The following is a 17,418-nucleotide window of genomic DNA, read 5'->3' on the forward strand; positions in this document are numbered from 1 at the left end:
TAGGGCGGGTAAGCGCACGCGCCACCCGCCGTTTTTCAGACTTACTTAGTAATACGGCCCTGAGCATCTTTCAGTGCGGCATCGACAGTCTGGCGACCGCTTGCAGCGTTGATGACCGCGGTACGGGTGGCGTACCAGAACGCAGCCATCTGTGGGATGTTCGGCATGATTTCGCCTTTCTGGGCGTTATCCATGGTGGCCGCAATACGCGGATCTTTCGCCAGCTGATCCTGGAAGGATTTCAGCGCAACGGCGCCCAGCGGCTTGTCCTTGTTCACTTCATCCAGACCCTGATCGGTCAGCAGGTAGTTTTCGAGGAACTCTTTCGCCAGCTCTTTGTTCGGGCTGGCGGCGTTGATGCCTGCGCTCAGCACGCCCACGAACGGTTTAGACGGCTTGCCGTTGAAGGTTGGCAGTAGGGTCACGCCGTAGTTGATTTTGCTCTTGTCGATGTTGGTCCAGGCCCACGGACCATTGATGGTCATCGCGGTTTCGCCTTTGTTGAACGCCGCTTCCGCGATGGAGTAGTCGGTATCCGCATTCATGTGTTTGTTCTTGATGAGGTCAACCAGGAAGGTCAGACCCGCTTTCGCACCTGCGTTGTCCACGCCCACGTCTTTCACGTCATATTTGCCGTTTTCAAACTTGAACGCGTAACCGCCGTCGGCAGCAATCAGCGGCCAGGTGAAGTACGGCTCTTGCAGGTTGAACATCAGGGCGGATTTACCTTTCGCCTTCAGCTCTTTATCCAGAGCAGGGATCTCTTCCCAGGTCTTCGGCGGGTTTGGCACCAGGTCTTTGTTGTAAATCAGAGACAGCGCTTCAACCGCGATTGGGTAAGCGATCAGCTTGCCGTTATAGCGAACGGCGTCCCAGGTGAACGGGAACAGTTTGTCCTGGAAGGCTTTGTCTGGCGTAACTTCTGCCAGCAGGCCAGACTGCGCGTAGCCCCCGAAACGGTCATGCGCCCAGAAGATAATGTCCGGACCATCGCCAGTTGCCGCAACCTGCGGGAACTTCTCTTCCAGTTTGTCCGGGTGTTCTACGGTGACTTTGATACCGGTGTCTTTCTCGAATTTTTTGCCCACTTCGGCCAGACCGTTATAGCCCTTGTCGCCGTTAATCCAGATAACCAGCTTACCTTCTTCAATTTTGGCGAGAGCCGGTGCGGAAATCATCATTGCTGCGAGGGCGGACAATGCGAAAACGCGTGCGCCAGTCTTGATCTTCATATCTGCCATCCTTTATTGGTGATGTGCTCGTGGATACATAAGGTGGTTCAACGTGACTCAGTCTCCTTATTTGACATCCTCTTTCCATCCTCCCAGTCCCTACGCCCCACCCCCTGTTTGTGTGATCCCTGTAACATAAATTTAAGTTATGAGTGCTGGCGCACATAAAAACCCACTGAATTTTGCAGGCCGCTTCACGATTTTCGCCTCAGCCCCTCTGCTGCGGTCGCAGAGCCTGCTCTCTCATCCTCCCGCCTCCTCCCCCATAAAAAAGCCGGGGGGTGGAGGATTCACGAAAGTAATGGAACACGCATAGTGAACTTATCTTGAATGTTTCTGTCGGTGACAGGTTGTAACGAAGGGAGAAGGGCATGGCGAGCGTACAGCTGCGTAATGTAACGAAAGCCTGGGGCGACGTAGTGGTGTCAAAAGACATCAATCTGGACATCCACGAAGGTGAGTTTGTGGTGTTCGTGGGTCCATCAGGCTGTGGTAAATCGACTCTGCTGCGTATGATTGCCGGTCTTGAAACCATCACCAGTGGCGATTTATTTATTGGTGATACCCGAATGAACGACATCCCGCCAGCCGAACGCGGCGTGGGCATGGTGTTCCAGTCTTATGCCCTTTATCCGCATCTTTCCGTTGCCGAGAACATGTCCTTTGGCCTGAAGCTGGCCGGCGCGAAAAAAGAGACCATTAACCAGCGCGTCACCCAGGTGGCGGAAGTGCTCCAGCTGGCACATCTGCTGGAGCGTAAACCGAAGGCGCTCTCCGGTGGTCAGCGTCAGCGTGTGGCGATCGGCCGTACGCTGGTGGCCGAGCCGCGCGTGTTCCTGCTCGATGAACCTCTCTCTAACCTGGATGCCGCCCTGCGCGTCCAGATGCGTATCGAAATCTCCCGTCTGCACAAACGCCTTGGACGCACGATGATTTACGTCACCCACGATCAGGTCGAAGCGATGACGCTGGCCGACAAAATCGTGGTGCTGGACGCCGGTCGCGTGGCGCAGGTGGGCAAACCGCTGGAGCTGTATCACTACCCGGCAGACCGCTTTGTTGCGGGCTTCATTGGCTCGCCAAAGATGAACTTCCTGCCCGTAAAAGTGACCGCGACGGCAATCGAACAGGTACAGGTGGAGCTGCCAAACCGTCAGCAAGTCTGGCTGCCGGTCGACAGCGCTAACGTACAGGTGGGGGCCAACATGTCCCTCGGTATCCGCCCTGAGCATTTACTGCCGAGCCACATCGCTGATGTGACGCTGGAAGGTGAAGTTCAGGTCGTCGAACAGCTTGGTCACGAAACACAGATTCATATCCAGATCCCCGCCATCCGTCAGAACCTGGTCTACCGCCAGAATGACGTGGTGTTGGTAGAAGAGGGTGCCACATTCGCTATCGGTTTGCCGCCAGAGCGCTGCCATCTGTTCCGTGAGGATGGCACTGCATGTCGTCGGTTGCACAAAGAGCCAGGCGTTTAAGCATTCCAATTACAAAGAAAAGCAATGATCTCAGGAGATAGAATAATGATTACTCTGCGCAAAGTCCCTCTGGCTGTCGCCATTGCGGCAGGCATCCTGTCTGCCCAGGCGGGCGCCGTAGACTTTAAAGGTTATGCTCGTTCCGGCATTGGCTGGACCGGAAGTGGCGGTGAACAACAATGTTTCCAGGCAACAGGCGCACAAAGTAAATACCGTCTCGGTAACGAATGTGAAACCTACGCCGAACTGAAACTGGGCCAGGAAGTGTGGAAAGAAGGCGACAAGAGCTTCTATTTCGACACCAACGTAGCGTACTCCGTTTCTCAACAGAATGACTGGGAATCCACCAGCCCGGCCTTCCGTGAAGCTAACGTGCAGGGTAAAAACCTGATTGAATGGCTGCCAGGCTCTACCATCTGGGCCGGTAAACGCTTCTATCAGCGTCATGACGTACACATGATCGACTTCTACTACTGGGATATCTCTGGTCCTGGTGCCGGTATTGAAAACATCGATCTGGGCTTTGGTAAACTCTCTCTGGCAGCGACCCGTTCTTCTGAGTCCGGCGGTTCTGCAACCTTCGCCGATCGTGATGCGAACGGCGACCGTATTTATGACAACGTGGTACCAAACGATGTCTTCGACGTCCGTTTAGCCGGTCTGGAAACCAACCCGGGCGGTACGCTGGAGCTGGGCGTTGACTACGGTCATACCAACATTCCTGACGACTACTACCTGCAACCTGGCGCCTCTAAAGATGGCTGGCTGTTCACCGCTGAACACACCCAGAGCATGATGAAAGGCTTCAACAAGTTCGTACTGCAATACGGTACGGATTCCATGACCTCTAACGGTAAAGGTATTCCACAGGGCGGCAGCATCGATAACGACGGCTCTATGTGGCGCGTGCTGGATCACGGTGCAATCACCCTGGCAGACCGTTGGGACCTGATGTACGTCGGTATGTACCAGAACATCGATCGTGACAACAACAACGGTACCGAGTGGTGGACCGTGGGTGTTCGTCCAATGTTCAAATGGACGCCGATCATGAGCACCTTGCTGGAAGTGGGCTACGACAACGTCAAATCTCAGAAAACTGACGACAAAAACAGCCAGTACAAAATCACCCTGGCACAGCAATGGCAGGCAGGCGACAGCATCTGGTCCCGTCCGGCTATCCGCGTCTTCGCAACCTACGCGAAGTGGGATGAGAAATGGGGCTACGCGAACAACGGCGATACGGGCTACACCTCTGGCGTAGCGTATAGCGACACTTCCGCGAAAACCTTCAGCCGTGGCGACAACGATGAGTGGACCTTCGGCGCCCAGATGGAAATCTGGTGGTAATTCGTCAAGCCTGACGTAATGACCTGAAAAGAGGGGCGCAAGCCCCTCTCTCCTTAGGGTGCTGCGCGCTATTGCCTGGCCACCGCAGTGCTCACGCTATCAGAGGTAATAACAATGAAAATGAAGAAAAGTCTCGTCGCGCTGTGCCTCTCTGCGGGGCTGTTGGCCTGTGCGCCTGCGGTCACCTTTGCAGATGTGAATTTTGTTCCTCAAAATACCAGCGCTGCGCCAGCTATTCCGGCTGCCGCACTTCAGCAACTGGTGTGGACGCCAGTTGATCAATCGAAAACACAAACTACCCAGCTTTCAGCGGGGGGGCAGTCACTGAACGTGCCGGGTATCAGCGGTCCGGTTGCGGCTTTCAGCGTGCCGGCGAATATCGGCGAGCTGACCCTGACATTGACCAGTGAAGTCAATAAACAGACCAGCGTCTTCGCGCCTAACGTGCTGATCCTCGATCAGAACATGACGCCATCCGCATTCTTCCCAAGCGATTATTTCAGCTATCAGGAGCCTGGCGTCATGAGTGCCGATCGGCTGGAAGGCGTTATGCGCCTGACGCCAGCCCTGGGTCAGCAGAAGATTTATGTCCTGGTGTTCACGACTGAAAAAGATCTGCAACAGACAACGAAGCTTGTTGACCCGGCAAAAGCCTATGCGAAAGGCACGGGGAACTCTGTCCCGGATATTCCGGACCCGCTTGCCCGTCATACCACCGATGGTCTGATCAAGCTGAAAGTCTCCACCAACAGTGCCTCCAGCGTACTCGTAGGCCCGCTGTTTGGCTCATCTGGCCCGGGTCCGGTAACGGTGGGTAATACTGCCGCGCCTGTGTACGCCGCGCCAGCCGCAGCACCGGCCGCAGCCCCGGCCCCGGCGAAAAAAGCCGAGCCCGTGCTTAACGATACTGAAACTTACTTTAACAACGCCATCAAGCAGGCGGTTAAAAACGGCGATGTCGATAAAGCGCTGAAACTGCTTGATGAAGCCGAGCGTTTAGGTTCAACCACTGCCCGTTCCACCTTTATCAGCAGTGTAAAAGGCAAGGGGTAACCGTCTCCCCACAGTGCTGATTTTGTTAGTCGTTTAGTGCGCCTGAGTGGGCGCACTTTTTTTGGCTAAGTTGCACCATTGTTGCGATAGTGATCGCTAAATTTGGTTTGTCCGTCCTCATTTTGCCAATCTGCGATACAATGCCTTTACGTTATGTATCGGAGAGTCTGGCATGTCACACCCCGCGCTAACGCAGCTGCGTGCGCTACGCTATTTCGACCAAATACCCGCGCTTGACCCGGAGCAACTGGACTGGCTGCTGCTGGAAGATTCCATGACAAAACGTTTTGAGCAACAGGGTAAAACGGTCACGGTGACGATGATTCAGGAAGGGTTTGTCTCGCCTGCGGAGATTGCCAGCGAGCTGCCGCTGCTGCCGCAAGAAGAACGCTACTGGCTACGTGAAATTTTACTGTGTGCAGATGGCGAGCCGTGGCTTGCCGGGCGGACGGTGGTTCCTGAGTCTACACTTTCCGGGCCGGAGCTGGCATTGCAACGCCTCGGCAAAACGCCCCTGGGGCGCTATCTGTTCACCTCGTCTGAACTGACCCGTGATTTTATTGAAATTGGTTGCGATGCCGATTTGTGGGGGCGCCGTTCCCGCCTTCGTTTGAGTGGCAAGCCGTTAATACTGACGGAACTCTTTTTGCCTGCATCGCCGTTGTACTAAGAGGGAGAAAAAATGGAGTGGAGTCTGACGCAGAATAAGCTGCTGGCCTATCACCGCCTGATGCGTACTGATAAACCCATTGGCGCGCTGCTGCTGCTGTGGCCGACCTTATGGGCGCTGTGGGTTGCCACGCCGGGCGTGCCGCCGCTGTGGATCCTGGCGGTGTTTGTGGCGGGCGTCTGGCTGATGCGCGCTGCGGGCTGTGTGGTTAACGACTATGCTGACCGGAAATTTGATGGACATGTTAAGCGCACCGCGAATCGTCCTCTGCCGAGCGGTCAGGTGACCGGGAAAGAGGCGCGCATTCTGTTCGTGGTGCTGGTGCTGCTCTCATTCATGCTGGTATTAACCCTTAACACCATGACCATTCTGCTGTCAGTTGCTGCTCTGGCGCTGGCCTGGGTTTACCCGTTCATGAAGCGATACACCCATCTGCCGCAGGTGGTATTGGGTGCGGCATTTGGCTGGTCGATTCCCATGGCGTTTGCCGCGGTCAGCGAGTCCGTTCCGCTCAGCTGCTGGCTGATGTTCCTGGCGAATATTCTCTGGGCCGTTGCGTACGATACCCAATACGCGATGGTCGATCGCGATGACGATCTCAAGATTGGCATCAAATCGACGGCGATCCTGTTTGGTCGTCACGACAAACTTATCATCGGCATATTGCAGGTGGCGGTGCTGGCGCTGATGGTGGCGATTGGTCGCCTGAACGGGCTGAACTGGGAGTTTTACTGGTCCGTACTGGTGGCGGGGCTGCTGTTTGCGTATCAGCAGAAGCTGATCGCGAAGCGCGAGCGTGAAGCCTGCTTTAAAGCGTTTCTGAATAATAATTACGTCGGGCTGGTGCTGTTTCTGGGCCTGGCGATGAGTTACTGGTGATAAAAAAGCCGGGTGGCGGCTTCGCCTTACCCGGCCTACGATTTAGCGGAACATATAGGCCGGGTAAGCGTTAGCGCCACCCGGCTTTAGCATCACTCGCCCTGCGTCGAACTCTCAATCGTCAAACGCACATCCGCGGTAATCAGCTCTGCCAGCATCTGGTAAACCTTCATCGTCTCTTCCGGCTCGGCATCGCCCGTATCGCTAATGTACCCTTCGTCGCGCAGCGTCAGCACCAGGGAGCTGAATACCGCTTTGTCGAAGAATTCCGGGGCGTTAATGCCATGCAGAACGGAAAGGCGCTGGGCCAGCGTCCGGCTCTCTTTTTCCAGCGTACCGCGGTTGATGGACGGATTTGCACTCAGCAACCAGAAGGTAATGGCGTAGCGCTGCAACGTCTCACGCGCACCGGAAGCCAGAAGCTGCAAGGTACGGGAACGTGACGGATTGATATGCAGTTCATCATCACTGATGGTAATCAGCCCCTGACGATGCATCTCTGCCGTCATTTTATCGAGCTCTGCCGCCAGTTCATCCTTACTCCAGCGCAGGAACAGCTCCGCTTTCAGCATTGGGTAGATGGCCTGAATATGGCGCAGCAGCTCCTGACGCGAAATACGGCGGTGCTGGGTAATAATGGCCGCCATCAGCGACGGCAGCATCAGCATGTGCGTGATGTTATTGCGGTAGTAGGTCATCAGCACGGCCTGTTCGCGCGGCAGAATGATGATGTCACCAATCGTATCTTTCTCGACTTCGAACTTGTTCATCTGCAACGCGTGATCGATCAGCTCGCTGGCGGTGGCAGACGGCACGGTCGAATCAACGGAATACGGCACGTTGCGCATGATATCCAGGTAGCAGTCAATCTGCTCGGTCAGCTGTTCGCGGGTCAGTGAACGCTGGCGGGAGGCCAGAAGCGCAGTACAACACAGGTTCATGGCGTTTGCCGCACCAGCATTGTTGATGCGTACCATCAGCTCGGATGCAATGCCGTTGACCGTTGGCGTCAGCCAGGCCGGACGTACCGCTTCGATAGGATCGATAGACTCGCGCCACTCCGGAACATGATGGTTCAGATATGTCATCAGCGGCAGGGGCTCGCCAAAGTTCACGTAGCCCTGGCCGAGGTTGCGCAGTTTACTCAGCCCACGCAGCATCTGCGGCAGACTCTCTTTCTCTTTGGTCGCACCGCGCAGCTCTTTCGCGTAGGTGCCCACTTCCATCACGTGTTCATAACCGATGTAAATAGGCACCAGCGTGATAGGACGCGTACCGCCACGCAGCATGGCCTGAATGGTCATCGACAGCGTGCCGGTCTTAGGATCGAGCAGACGACCGGTACGCGAGCGACCGCCTTCAACAAAGTACTCCACGGAATAACCGCGGCTGAACAGCTCGCCCAGATACTCCCTGAAGACGGTGGAGTAAAGCTTGTTACCCTTAAAGGTACGACGAATAAAGAACGCACCCAGACGGCGGAAAATCGGGCCTGCTGGCCAGAAGTTCAGGTTGATACCGGCAGCAATATGCGGCGGCACCAGCCCCTGGTGATAGAGCACGTAAGAGAGCAACAGGTAGTCCATGTGGCTGCGGTGGCAGGGCACATAGACAATCTCGTGGCCGTCGTGCGCTAACTGACGCACGCGCTCGGCGTTGTGGACGTTAATCCCCTGATAGAGGCGGTTCCACGTGAAGCCAAGGATACGGTCAGAGAGGCGAATCATCTCGTAGGAGAAATTCGCGGCGATCTCTTCCATCAGCGCTATCGCGTTCTGCTGCGCTTTCTCGTGCGAAATTTTCTTGCTGCGCGCTTCGTCTTCTACGGCACGGGCAATCGCTTTGGAAGCCAGCAGCTTGTTGAACAGATCCTGACGTGCCGGGAGACGTGGTCCAACGGCCGCCAGACGCTGACGTGCAAAGTGCATACGCGCAACGCGCGCCAGCTTTTGCGCAATGATTTTGTCAGTGCCGTGTTCATCCGCCATGCGGCGCAGTGAAACGGAAGGTGAGAAGCGGACAAAGCTGTCGCGTCCTAGCCAGGAGACGGCGAAGAACTTCTGAATGCCGTTGAGCATACGCAGCGGCGGGTTCTCTTCCCCTTTTTCGCGCCCCGGACGACGGCCAAACATCACCGACACCGGCACCATCTGCACGTCCAGATCGGGGTTGCTGCGGTGCAGATCGAGGTAATCATGGAACAGCTTAATGGACTCTTCTTTCGGCGTGTAATAGGTGAACACGCGCGGCCCGCCATGGATGAACACGTAGCGCGGCAGCAGCGTACCGTCGACTTCCAGCGGTTCAAGCGGGTCAGGTAAATCGTGCGCCAGACATTGAGCGCGAAGCGTCAGCAGGTCTGCCTTCGAGTTATAAGGCAAAACGTACATAATAGGGCGCGACGTATCGAGCCCTAATTCCAGCGCAGGTTCTGCTGGGATAGACTTACTTTTTACCAGGACGCTTAATGGTAAATTAAGTAATTTGTAGTAAATTCGTGGCCAGCCGGACATAAACGATGTAAAGCCTCTGGTTAATAATGCAATTGCGGCGCAAGGATAACAGAAAGCGCGCAAAATTTCTGTTGTTACCCGTCATACTTCAGGTTGCAGCAAAACGCGCTGCGGCTTTAGTTACAGACGCTATTTATCATAAAAGGTTCTTTTAATGGCCAATAATACCACTGGGTTAACTCGAATCATTAAAGCTGCCGGTTATTCATGGAAAGGTTTCCGCGCGGCATGGGTTAATGAAGCCGCTTTCCGCCAGGAAGCGGTTGCCGCAATCGTTGCCGTTGTCATCGCCTGCTTCCTTGATGTTGATGCTATCACCCGCGTACTGCTCATCGGATCTGTCCTTCTGGTGATGATAGTGGAAATTCTGAATAGCGCTATTGAGGCCGTTGTTGACCGAATCGGGTCGGAATTCCATGAACTGTCTGGCCGGGCGAAAGACATGGGTTCCGCTGCCGTACTGCTGGCGATTATCACTGCGGCGATCACCTGGGTCACGCTGCTTTGGTCGCATTTCCGATGAGCCTCGAGGAATAATTAAGTCCCTGGTTTTTTGTGCAGTTTTTGGTTCCAAAATCGCCTTTGACTGTATATACTCACAGCATAACTGTATATACACCCAGGGGGCGGTATGAAAGCGTTAACGACCAGGCAGCAAGAGGTGTTTGATCTCATTCGGGATCATATCGGCCAGACGGGTATGCCACCCACGCGTGCAGAAATTGCGCAGCGTCTGGGCTTCCGTTCTCCTAATGCTGCCGAAGAGCACCTTAAAGCGCTGGCGCGTAAGGGCGTGATTGAGATTGTTTCCGGCGCCTCACGCGGCATTCGTCTGCTTGTGGAAGAAGAGAGCGGTATTCCGCTGGTGGGCCGCGTTGCCGCAGGTGAACCTCTGCTGGCGCAGCAGCACATCGAAGGGCACTATCAGGTTGACCCAGGCATGTTCAAGCCGAGCGCCGATTTCCTGCTGCGCGTTAGCGGAATGTCCATGAAAGATATCGGTATTCTGGATGGCGATCTGCTGGCGGTACACAAAACGCAGGATGTGCGTAACGGGCAAGTCGTGGTGGCGCGCATTGATGATGAAGTGACGGTTAAGCGCCTGAAAAAACAAGGCAATACCGTGCAGCTTCTGCCTGAAAATAATGAATTCTCCCCGATTGTGGTGGATCTCCGCGAGCAGAGCTTCTCTATTGAAGGGCTGGCGGTCGGCGTTATCCGCAACGGTGAATGGCTGTAATCTCTTCCTGACAGGCTGTAGTTCCTCTACAGCCTGGCCTGTTTTCTGATTCCGGTAATTTCCATGGCATTGCTAACTTCTGCCGATAAGGCGTTGTGGCGTCTTGCGCTACCGATGATTTTTTCCAATATTACCGTTCCTCTGCTGGGGCTGGTGGATACGGCGGTTATCGGGCATCTCGATTCGCCGATTTATCTTGGCGGCGTCGCGATCGGCGCAACGGCGACCAGCTTCCTCTTTATGCTGCTGCTTTTTCTGCGCATGAGTACGACAGGCCTGACGGCCCAGGCGTATGGTGCAAAAGATCCCCTGCGTCTGGCGCGTGCGCTGGTTCAGCCGCTCATTCTGGCATTCGGTGCTGGCGCGTTAATCGTTCTGTTGCGTACGCCGCTGATTGATCTTGCGCTCCATATTGTAGGCGGCAGCGATGCCGTACTGGAACAGGCCCGGCGGTTCCTCGAAATTCGCTGGCTCAGCGCGCCCGCTTCACTGGCAAACCTGGTCCTGCTGGGCTGGCTGCTGGGCGTGCAGTACGCCCGCGCGCCGGTGATCCTGCTGGTGGTGGGCAACCTGCTTAACATTGTGCTCGATCTCTGGCTGGTGATGGGGCTGCACATGAACGTCCGGGGCGCGGCGCTGGCCACGGCGATTGCCGAGTACGGTACGCTGCTGATCGGTTTGGGGATGGTCTGGCGCGTGCTGGCGATGCGCGGTATCACCCTGGATCTGCTGAAATCGGCCTGGCGCGGCAACATTCGAAAGCTGCTGGCGCTTAATCGCGACATCATGCTCCGTTCGCTTCTGCTGCAACTCTGCTTTGGTGCATTAACCGTTTTTGGTGCGCGTCTTGGGCCTGAGATCGTTGCCGTCAACGCAGTGCTCATGACATTACTGACCTTTACCGCTTACGCGCTGGATGGTTTTGCTTACGCCGTGGAGGCGCATTCAGGGCAGGCCTATGGCGCGCGTGAAAGCGGCCAGTTACGTGAAGTCTGGCGTGCTGCCTGTCGTCAGGCGGGCCTGGTAGCGCTGGTCTTTGCTCTGGTGTACGCCTGTTTTGGTGGGCATATTGTCGCGCTACTAACCTCGTTGCCCGCGCTACGTGAGCTGGCCGATCGCTACATCCTCTGGCAGGTAGTATTACCGGTGGTGGGCGTGTGGTGCTATTTGCTGGACGGCATGTTTATTGGTGCGACGCGAGGGGCGGAGATGCGCAACAGCATGGCCGTCGCGGCGGCGGGGTTCGGCCTGACGCTGCTAACCCTGCCGTATCTCGGCAATCATGGTCTGTGGCTGGCGCTGGCGGTGTTTCTCTCACTGCGTGGCCTTTCGCTGGCCGTTATCTGGCATCGTCACTGGCGAAACAATACCTGGTTTCCAGTCCCGCACGATATATCGTAACGGTTAAAGATTCCGAATATAAAAACAACTGCCGAATCCTTAACTACAATAATAATCACGTCCAGCAGAAAAGAACGAAGCGGACGATACTCATAGACGCTTAACACGAGGACACGATTATGAATAAAGACGAAATCGGCGGCAACTGGAAGCAATTCAAAGGTAAAGCGAAAGAACAGTGGGGTAAGCTGACAGATGACGATATGACCGTCATTGAAGGTAAGCGCGATCAGCTGGTAGGTAAAATCCAGGAGCGCTACGGTTACGAAAAAGATCAGGCGGAAAATGAAGTCAAAGACTGGGAAACCCGTAACGACTACCGCTGGTAACCGGCACTATCCCCAAGGGCGGCCCTGAGCCGCCTTTTTCTTTGGCTTTAACGCGGCTTTTTCTTCACCAGGATAGAGTGATCGTGCTGACAGGCATCCTGATGGCGGCATGACTCCACCTCCACGCAGGCAGAACATAAGCCGTGGGCTTCAATCACGTTATGGCGCAGCGCAAAGCCCATTCTGGCTGCCAGCGTATGCATAATATCTTCCACACCTTCCGCACACTCTTCCTTCACCACACCACAGCGATCGCAGATAAACATGGCGGACGTGTGAGTTGGCTGGTCAAAAAGATGGCACAGCACATAGCTGTTTGTTGATTCCACTTTATGCACAAACCCTTGCTCCAGCAGAAAATCCAGCGCCCGATAAACGGTCGGCGGTTTTGCCTGCGGCTCGCTTTCACGCAGCAGATCGAGCAGATCGTAGGCGCTGATGGCGCCCTGTTGCAGGCTCATCAGACGCAGTACCTCAAGGCGCTGCGGGGTCAGGCGCACATTGCGTTGCGCGCACAGCTTTTCAGCTTGCGCTAACAGCTCTTTTGTGGACTTGTCCATCGGGCACCTCGGATATGGTAAGGGGTGAAAACATTCACTTTATCATGTTCTGCTAAAAACACCGAGATCCGCCAGGCTGTGCTATACCTGACGCATCGCAAATCAGGAGATCGCAAAATGAAAAGACCTGACTGTATTCGGCACTGGCGGGACGTGGAAGGCGCTGATGACGCAACGTATCCTGACAGTAACGAACGTTTTTCTGTTGGCGCGCCGCTGGCCCGCAGGCTGGGTCTCGGCCGCATTGGTATTCACCATGAACGGCTGCCACCCGGACGCCGTACGTCTTATCCGCATGCGGAAAGCGACGAAGAGGAGTTTGTTTACGTTCTGGAGGGTTACCCTGAGGCCTGGATCAATGGCTATTTATGGAAGCTCGAACCCGGAGACAGCGTGGGATTTCCAGCCGGGACGGGCGTGTGTCACACCTTTATCAACAATACCGATGAAGAGGTGCGCTTACTGGTGGTGGGTGAGGCCAATAAAAAACATAACCGCATCTACTATCCGCTCAATCCGGTGTATGCCGCGACGCGCGAAGACCGCTGGGTCGACCATCCGCCTCAGTTTTTTGGGCCGCACGATGGAAAACCTGGGCGAAAATAATTTCCTCTTCTATAAATATTGATGGTCGTCACATATTACAACAGGCCGGGATGGAATTTAACTTAAGGAAATAGCGGGTCTTTTTGCACTTATTCACAGCAATAGTTCGTTCCTGTTTGGGTGATAACAGACAGGGTTAACTAATAACAAACTATTTACGAGCACACTGTGAAAAAACATTTTAAATTTTCGATGGTTAGCATCGCTGTCTCCTTTTTTATGGCAAATCAGGCGGGAGCAGCCAATACCTGGACGGAAGCGCGTAGCGACGCAATGGGCGGAACGGGTGTCGCGGCAGGGAGCTATGGCAGCGGGGCGTTAATCAACCCCGCGTTACTGGCAAAATCTAAGCCAGAGGATGATGTGACGGTCATTTTGCCGTCCGTTGGCGTGCAGGTGACCGATGAAGACAATCTTCAGGACGAGATTGATACCATTAACGACAAAATCAATCATTACAAGGATGTGGTTGATAGTCTGACCCCCATTGAAGTTATCACCAATCCATTAGGTTCGATCAATCAGTTCCAGGGCGCAGCGAAAGATCTCGCTGATGAACTGGACTACCTGAAAGGCAAGACCGCACACGCCACCGCAGGGGCGGGGATTGCCGTCAGTATCCCTAACGATGTTCTTTCCGTGGCCTTTATGGCAAAAGGCTATGCCCATGGCCGGGTCAGCTCTTCAATCGATCAGCAGGACATTGATTATCTGCGCGGTATACAACGAAGCGATGCGGTGGCTGCCGGTGTGGCGCTGGATGCCGCGCTAAACGGTACCGATCAGATCACCAAAAACCTTAACTCTACGGCGTCTGGTCGGGCGGCGATTGTGTCCGACTACGGTATTGCGGTGGCCCGTCAGTTCGATCTTGGCGGCGTTCCGGTTTCCGTTGGCGTCACGCCGAAGCTGCAAAAAACCTGGCTCTATAACTACACCACCTCAATCTACGATTACGACAGTAATAAGTGGAACGACAGCCGCTACCGTACCGACGACACTGGCTTCAACGTCGATGCCGGTATTGCTGCTGATTTCGGTGAAAACTGGACGCTCGGCGTGAGCGGGCAAAACCTGATGTCGCGCGATATCGATACCAAAGATATCCGCATCCGCAACGGGCGTACGGGAGAGGTGGTGAGTTATAAAGACACTTATCAGATCCGTCCGCTGGTCACTGCCGGGGCCGCCTGGCACAACGATCTGGTCACGCTGACCGCAGATGGCGATCTGACCGAAACCAAGGGCTTTAAAAGCGAAGACACCTCCCAGTACGTTGGCGTTGGTGCCGAAGTCACGCCGCTGAGCTGGCTGGCAGTACGCGCCGGTTATCGTGCGGATATGAAAGGGAACGACAGCAACGTCTTTACCGGCGGTGTCGGTTTCGCGCCGTTCAACTCCGTCCACGTTGACCTGATGGGGCTTTATGGCGAAGACGAGACCTGGGGCGCAGGGGCACAGTTGAGCATGACGTTCTAAAGTACACCGGAGGCGCTGCGCCTCCGGCTTTTCTTTGTGCTATAGTAGCGCCCCTTTTCCACCAGATGCTTAAAACTTCGCCATGTCGTCAGAATTCCAGACCGCCTTCCCTGCACACCGTTTCTCCATTGCGCCAATGCTTGACTGGACGGACAGACACTGCCGCTATTTCCTGCGCCAGCTCTCCCGCCATACGCTGCTGTACACCGAAATGGTCACTACCGGCGCAATTATTCACGGCAAGGGCGATTATCTGGCGTACAGCGAAGAGGAGCATCCGGTTGCGCTGCAACTGGGTGGCAGCGATCCGGCTGCGCTGGCGCAGTGCGCGAAGCTGGCTGAAGAACGCGGCTATGACGAGATTAACCTCAACGTCGGTTGCCCGTCCGACCGTGTGCAAAACGGTATGTTCGGCGCGTGTCTGATGGGTAATGCACATCTGGTGGCGGACTGTATCAAAGCGATGCGCGACGTCGTCTCTATCCCGGTTACGGTCAAAACCCGTATCGGCATAGACGACCAGGACAGCTACGAGTTTCTGTGTGATTTCATCAACACCGTATCAGGGAAGGGGGAATGCGAGATGTTTATCATCCACGCCCGTAAAGCCTGGCTCTCTGGCCTCAGCCCGAAAGAAAACCGCGAGATCCCGCCGCTGGACTACCCGCGCGTGTACCAGCTAAAACGCGACTTCCCGCACCTGACCATGTCGATCAACGGCGGTATTACGTCGCTGGACGAGGCCAAAGCGCATCTCGAACATATGGATGGCGTGATGGTCGGACGCGAGGCGTATCAGAATCCGGGCATTCTGGCGACGGTTGACCGGGAAATCTTTGGCGTTGACGGTGCTGACACCGATCCCGTGGCAGTAGTGCGCGCCATGTATCCGTACATTGAGCGCGAGCTGAGTCATGGTACGTATCTGGGCCACATTACCCGCCATATGCTTGGCCTGTTCCAGGGCATTCCTGGCGCGCGCCAGTGGCGTCGTTATCTCAGCGAGAACGCGCATAAGGCCGGTGCGGATATTGAGGTCCTGGAACACGCGCTGCGTCTGGTTGCGGATAAACGTTAAATTTCGCTAAAAGATGGTCAAATACGCCACGCCCTGCAAGACATTGCGGGGCGTTTTGCTTTCAGAACAACGACTTATTTTTGGCATGTTTCTTGTAACGATCGCAGCATCATTCGGGAACTCGTGGGAGAGCACCATGCTGGAACTACTTTTTGTGATTGGCTTCTTTATCATGCTGATGGTCACGGGCGTATCGCTGCTCGGCATCCTGGCCGCGCTCGTCGTGGCCACGGTGGTGATGTTTGTCGGCGGTTTATTTGCCCTGACGATTAAACTCTTGCCGTGGTTACTTCTGGCGATTGCGGTGGTATGGGCGATACGGGCGATTAAATCACCAAAACTGCCCACTTATCAGCGTAATAACCGCTTCCGTTACTAAGGTATTGAGGTGTACGTCACATACCTGCAACTTTTCCGGCAGCAATCCTTAGAACAGAATAGGATTTACTTATCGAATCTGTCACTATGGCTGCCGCTAAAGAATTCATCGAGCTGTACCCTACATACAGCCGAACTAAAAAAAGAAAGGGCTTCCCACGGGAAGCCCAATTTCTTTTTATGGCTCAGGGAATTAACAGACTTGATCCCTGCGTTGCCCGGCTCTCCAGCACCTCATGCGCGCGCTGCGCATCGGTCAGCGGATATTTCTGCGCCTCTGCCACATCCACTTTAATTACCCCACTGGCGATCAGCGAGAACAGCTCGTTGCTGGCTTCCTCAAGTTCTTCCCGGTTGGTGATGTAACCTTGCAGGGAAGGGCGAGTGACGTATAGCGACCCTTTCTGATTCAGAATGCCCAGGTTGACGCCGGTGACTGCCCCGGAGGCGTTTCCGAAGCTCACCATCAGCCCGCGACGTTGCAGGCAGTCCAGCGAAGATTCCCAGGTGTCTTTCCCCACCGAGTCATACACCACGCGGACCTTTTTGCCGCCAGTGATCTCTTTCAGCCGCTCAACGATGCTCTCTTCCCGGTAGTTGATCACCTGCCATGCGCCCGCGTCCAGCGCGCGCTGCGCTTTTTGCGCGCTGCCTGTGGTGCCGATCAGCTTCGCGCCCAGGGCTTTCGCCCACTGGCAGGCAATCAGCCCCACGCCACCTGCGGCTGCGTGAAACAGGAACTGCTCGTCAGGCTTAATTTCGTAGGTTTTGCGCAGCAGATAATAGACCGTCAGCCCTTTCAGGAATGAGGCGGCAGCCTGCTCGAAGCCGATCGCATTTGGCAGAAGCGCCGCTTTCTCGGCCGGAACGTTATGGATGGAGCTGTAAGCGCCCAGCGCCGACTGCGCGTACACCACGCGATCGCCTTCCTTAATGTGCTTAACCGCGCTGCCCACTTTGCTGACGATACCGGCCGCCTCGGTGCCCAGTCCGCTCGGCATCGACGGAGGCGGATAGAGGCCGCCGCGAATATAGGTATCGATGTAGTTAATGCCGATCGCTTTGTTTTCCACCTGGATTTCGTTCTCGCCAGGCGCAGCGGGGGTAAATTCCACCGCTTTGAGTACGTCAGGGCCACCATGCTTGTGAAATTCAATACGTGTTGCCAT

Annotated in this window: 17 protein-coding genes; 13 read left to right on the forward strand and 4 right to left on the reverse strand. The window is 55.2% G+C overall.

Features of this window, described 5'->3' with window-relative positions; all coding sequences use genetic code 11:
• Positions 1-41 precede the first annotated feature (41 nt).
• Positions 42-1,232 (reverse strand): maltose/maltodextrin ABC transporter substrate-binding protein MalE, encoded by a 1,191-nt coding sequence (gene malE / locus LOC22_RS12310; RefSeq protein WP_017382618.1) that lies wholly within the window; start codon positions 1,230-1,232, stop codon positions 42-44.
• A 371-nt stretch (positions 1,233-1,603) separates the two neighbouring features.
• Here malE and malK point away from each other — a divergent pair, with 371 nt between their 5' ends.
• The 5 genes from malK to ubiA all read left to right on the forward strand — a co-directional run bounded on the left by malK (position 1,604) and on the right by ubiA (position 6,665).
• Positions 1,604-2,713, forward strand: a complete 1,110-nt coding sequence (malK, locus tag LOC22_RS12315; RefSeq protein ID WP_003860329.1) for a maltose/maltodextrin ABC transporter ATP-binding protein MalK — start codon at positions 1,604-1,606, stop codon at positions 2,711-2,713.
• A gap of 42 nt (positions 2,714-2,755) precedes the next feature.
• The gene (locus LOC22_RS12320) at positions 2,756-4,063 is read left to right on the forward strand and encodes a maltoporin (protein WP_026094413.1); all 1,308 of its coding nucleotides are present in this window, start codon (positions 2,756-2,758) and stop codon (positions 4,061-4,063) included.
• Positions 4,064-4,177: 114 nt separating this feature from the next.
• Positions 4,178-5,116: a maltose operon protein MalM gene (gene malM / locus LOC22_RS12325; RefSeq protein ID WP_015570172.1), complete on the forward strand. Its 939-nt coding sequence runs from the start codon at positions 4,178-4,180 to the stop codon at positions 5,114-5,116.
• A gap of 172 nt (positions 5,117-5,288) precedes the next feature.
• Positions 5,289-5,786, forward strand: coding sequence for a chorismate lyase (gene ubiC / locus LOC22_RS12330; protein ID WP_015570175.1), 498 nt, complete (start codon positions 5,289-5,291; stop codon positions 5,784-5,786).
• A gap of 12 nt (positions 5,787-5,798) precedes the next feature.
• Positions 5,799-6,665, forward strand: a complete 867-nt coding sequence (gene ubiA / locus LOC22_RS12335) for a 4-hydroxybenzoate octaprenyltransferase (RefSeq protein WP_015570176.1) — start codon at positions 5,799-5,801, stop codon at positions 6,663-6,665.
• Positions 6,666-6,757: 92 nt separating this feature from the next.
• On the opposite strand, the gene plsB is transcribed toward ubiA, so the two are convergent.
• Complete coding sequence (gene plsB / locus LOC22_RS12340) at positions 6,758-9,178, reverse strand: glycerol-3-phosphate 1-O-acyltransferase PlsB (protein WP_003860322.1); 2,421 nt, start codon at positions 9,176-9,178, stop codon at positions 6,758-6,760.
• 154 nt (positions 9,179-9,332) lie between these two features.
• Here plsB and LOC22_RS12345 point away from each other — a divergent pair, with 154 nt between their 5' ends.
• The 4 genes from LOC22_RS12345 (at position 9,333) to LOC22_RS12360 (ending at position 12,148) form a co-directional block, all read left to right on the forward strand.
• Positions 9,333-9,701 (forward strand): diacylglycerol kinase, encoded by a 369-nt coding sequence (locus LOC22_RS12345; RefSeq protein ID WP_017382619.1) that lies wholly within the window; start codon positions 9,333-9,335, stop codon positions 9,699-9,701.
• 108 nt (positions 9,702-9,809) lie between these two features.
• Positions 9,810-10,418, forward strand: a complete 609-nt coding sequence (gene lexA, locus LOC22_RS12350) for a transcriptional repressor LexA (protein ID WP_003860318.1) — start codon at positions 9,810-9,812, stop codon at positions 10,416-10,418.
• Positions 10,419-10,481: 63 nt separating this feature from the next.
• Positions 10,482-11,819, forward strand: coding sequence for an MATE family efflux transporter DinF (dinF, locus tag LOC22_RS12355; RefSeq protein WP_230238935.1), 1,338 nt, complete (start codon positions 10,482-10,484; stop codon positions 11,817-11,819).
• 119 nt (positions 11,820-11,938) lie between these two features.
• Positions 11,939-12,148 (forward strand): CsbD family protein, encoded by a 210-nt coding sequence (locus LOC22_RS12360; RefSeq protein ID WP_003860314.1) that lies wholly within the window; start codon positions 11,939-11,941, stop codon positions 12,146-12,148.
• Positions 12,149-12,195: 47 nt separating this feature from the next.
• Here the strand turns inward: LOC22_RS12360 and zur are convergent, their stop codons facing one another.
• A complete protein-coding gene (zur, locus tag LOC22_RS12365) occupies positions 12,196-12,708 on the reverse strand; it encodes a zinc uptake transcriptional repressor Zur (RefSeq protein WP_006810484.1) in 513 nt (170 codons plus the stop codon).
• 117 nt (positions 12,709-12,825) lie between these two features.
• Here zur and LOC22_RS12370 point away from each other — a divergent pair, with 117 nt between their 5' ends.
• The 4 genes from LOC22_RS12370 (at position 12,826) to pspG (ending at position 16,250) form a co-directional block, all read left to right on the forward strand.
• Positions 12,826-13,314: a cupin domain-containing protein gene (locus LOC22_RS12370; RefSeq protein ID WP_017382621.1), complete on the forward strand. Its 489-nt coding sequence runs from the start codon at positions 12,826-12,828 to the stop codon at positions 13,312-13,314.
• A 192-nt stretch (positions 13,315-13,506) separates the two neighbouring features.
• Positions 13,507-14,793, forward strand: coding sequence for a conjugal transfer protein TraF (gene traF, locus LOC22_RS12375; RefSeq protein WP_413464788.1), 1,287 nt, complete (start codon positions 13,507-13,509; stop codon positions 14,791-14,793).
• An 82-nt stretch (positions 14,794-14,875) separates the two neighbouring features.
• Positions 14,876-15,871 (forward strand): tRNA dihydrouridine(20/20a) synthase DusA, encoded by a 996-nt coding sequence (gene dusA / locus LOC22_RS12380; RefSeq protein WP_015570180.1) that lies wholly within the window; start codon positions 14,876-14,878, stop codon positions 15,869-15,871.
• 136 nt (positions 15,872-16,007) lie between these two features.
• Positions 16,008-16,250 carry an envelope stress response protein PspG gene (gene pspG / locus LOC22_RS12385; RefSeq protein WP_017382623.1) on the forward strand — a complete coding sequence of 81 codons (243 nt, stop codon included), beginning with the start codon at positions 16,008-16,010 and terminating at the stop codon, positions 16,248-16,250.
• 184 nt (positions 16,251-16,434) lie between these two features.
• On the opposite strand, the gene LOC22_RS12390 is transcribed toward pspG, so the two are convergent.
• Entirely contained in the window at positions 16,435-17,418 is a 984-nt protein-coding gene (locus LOC22_RS12390; RefSeq protein ID WP_003860300.1) for a quinone oxidoreductase, read from the reverse strand.

It is taken from the genome of Enterobacter sp. AN-K1 (genome assembly GCF_020971765.1).
Lineage (GTDB): Bacteria > Pseudomonadota > Gammaproteobacteria > Enterobacterales > Enterobacteriaceae > Enterobacter > Enterobacter hormaechei_C.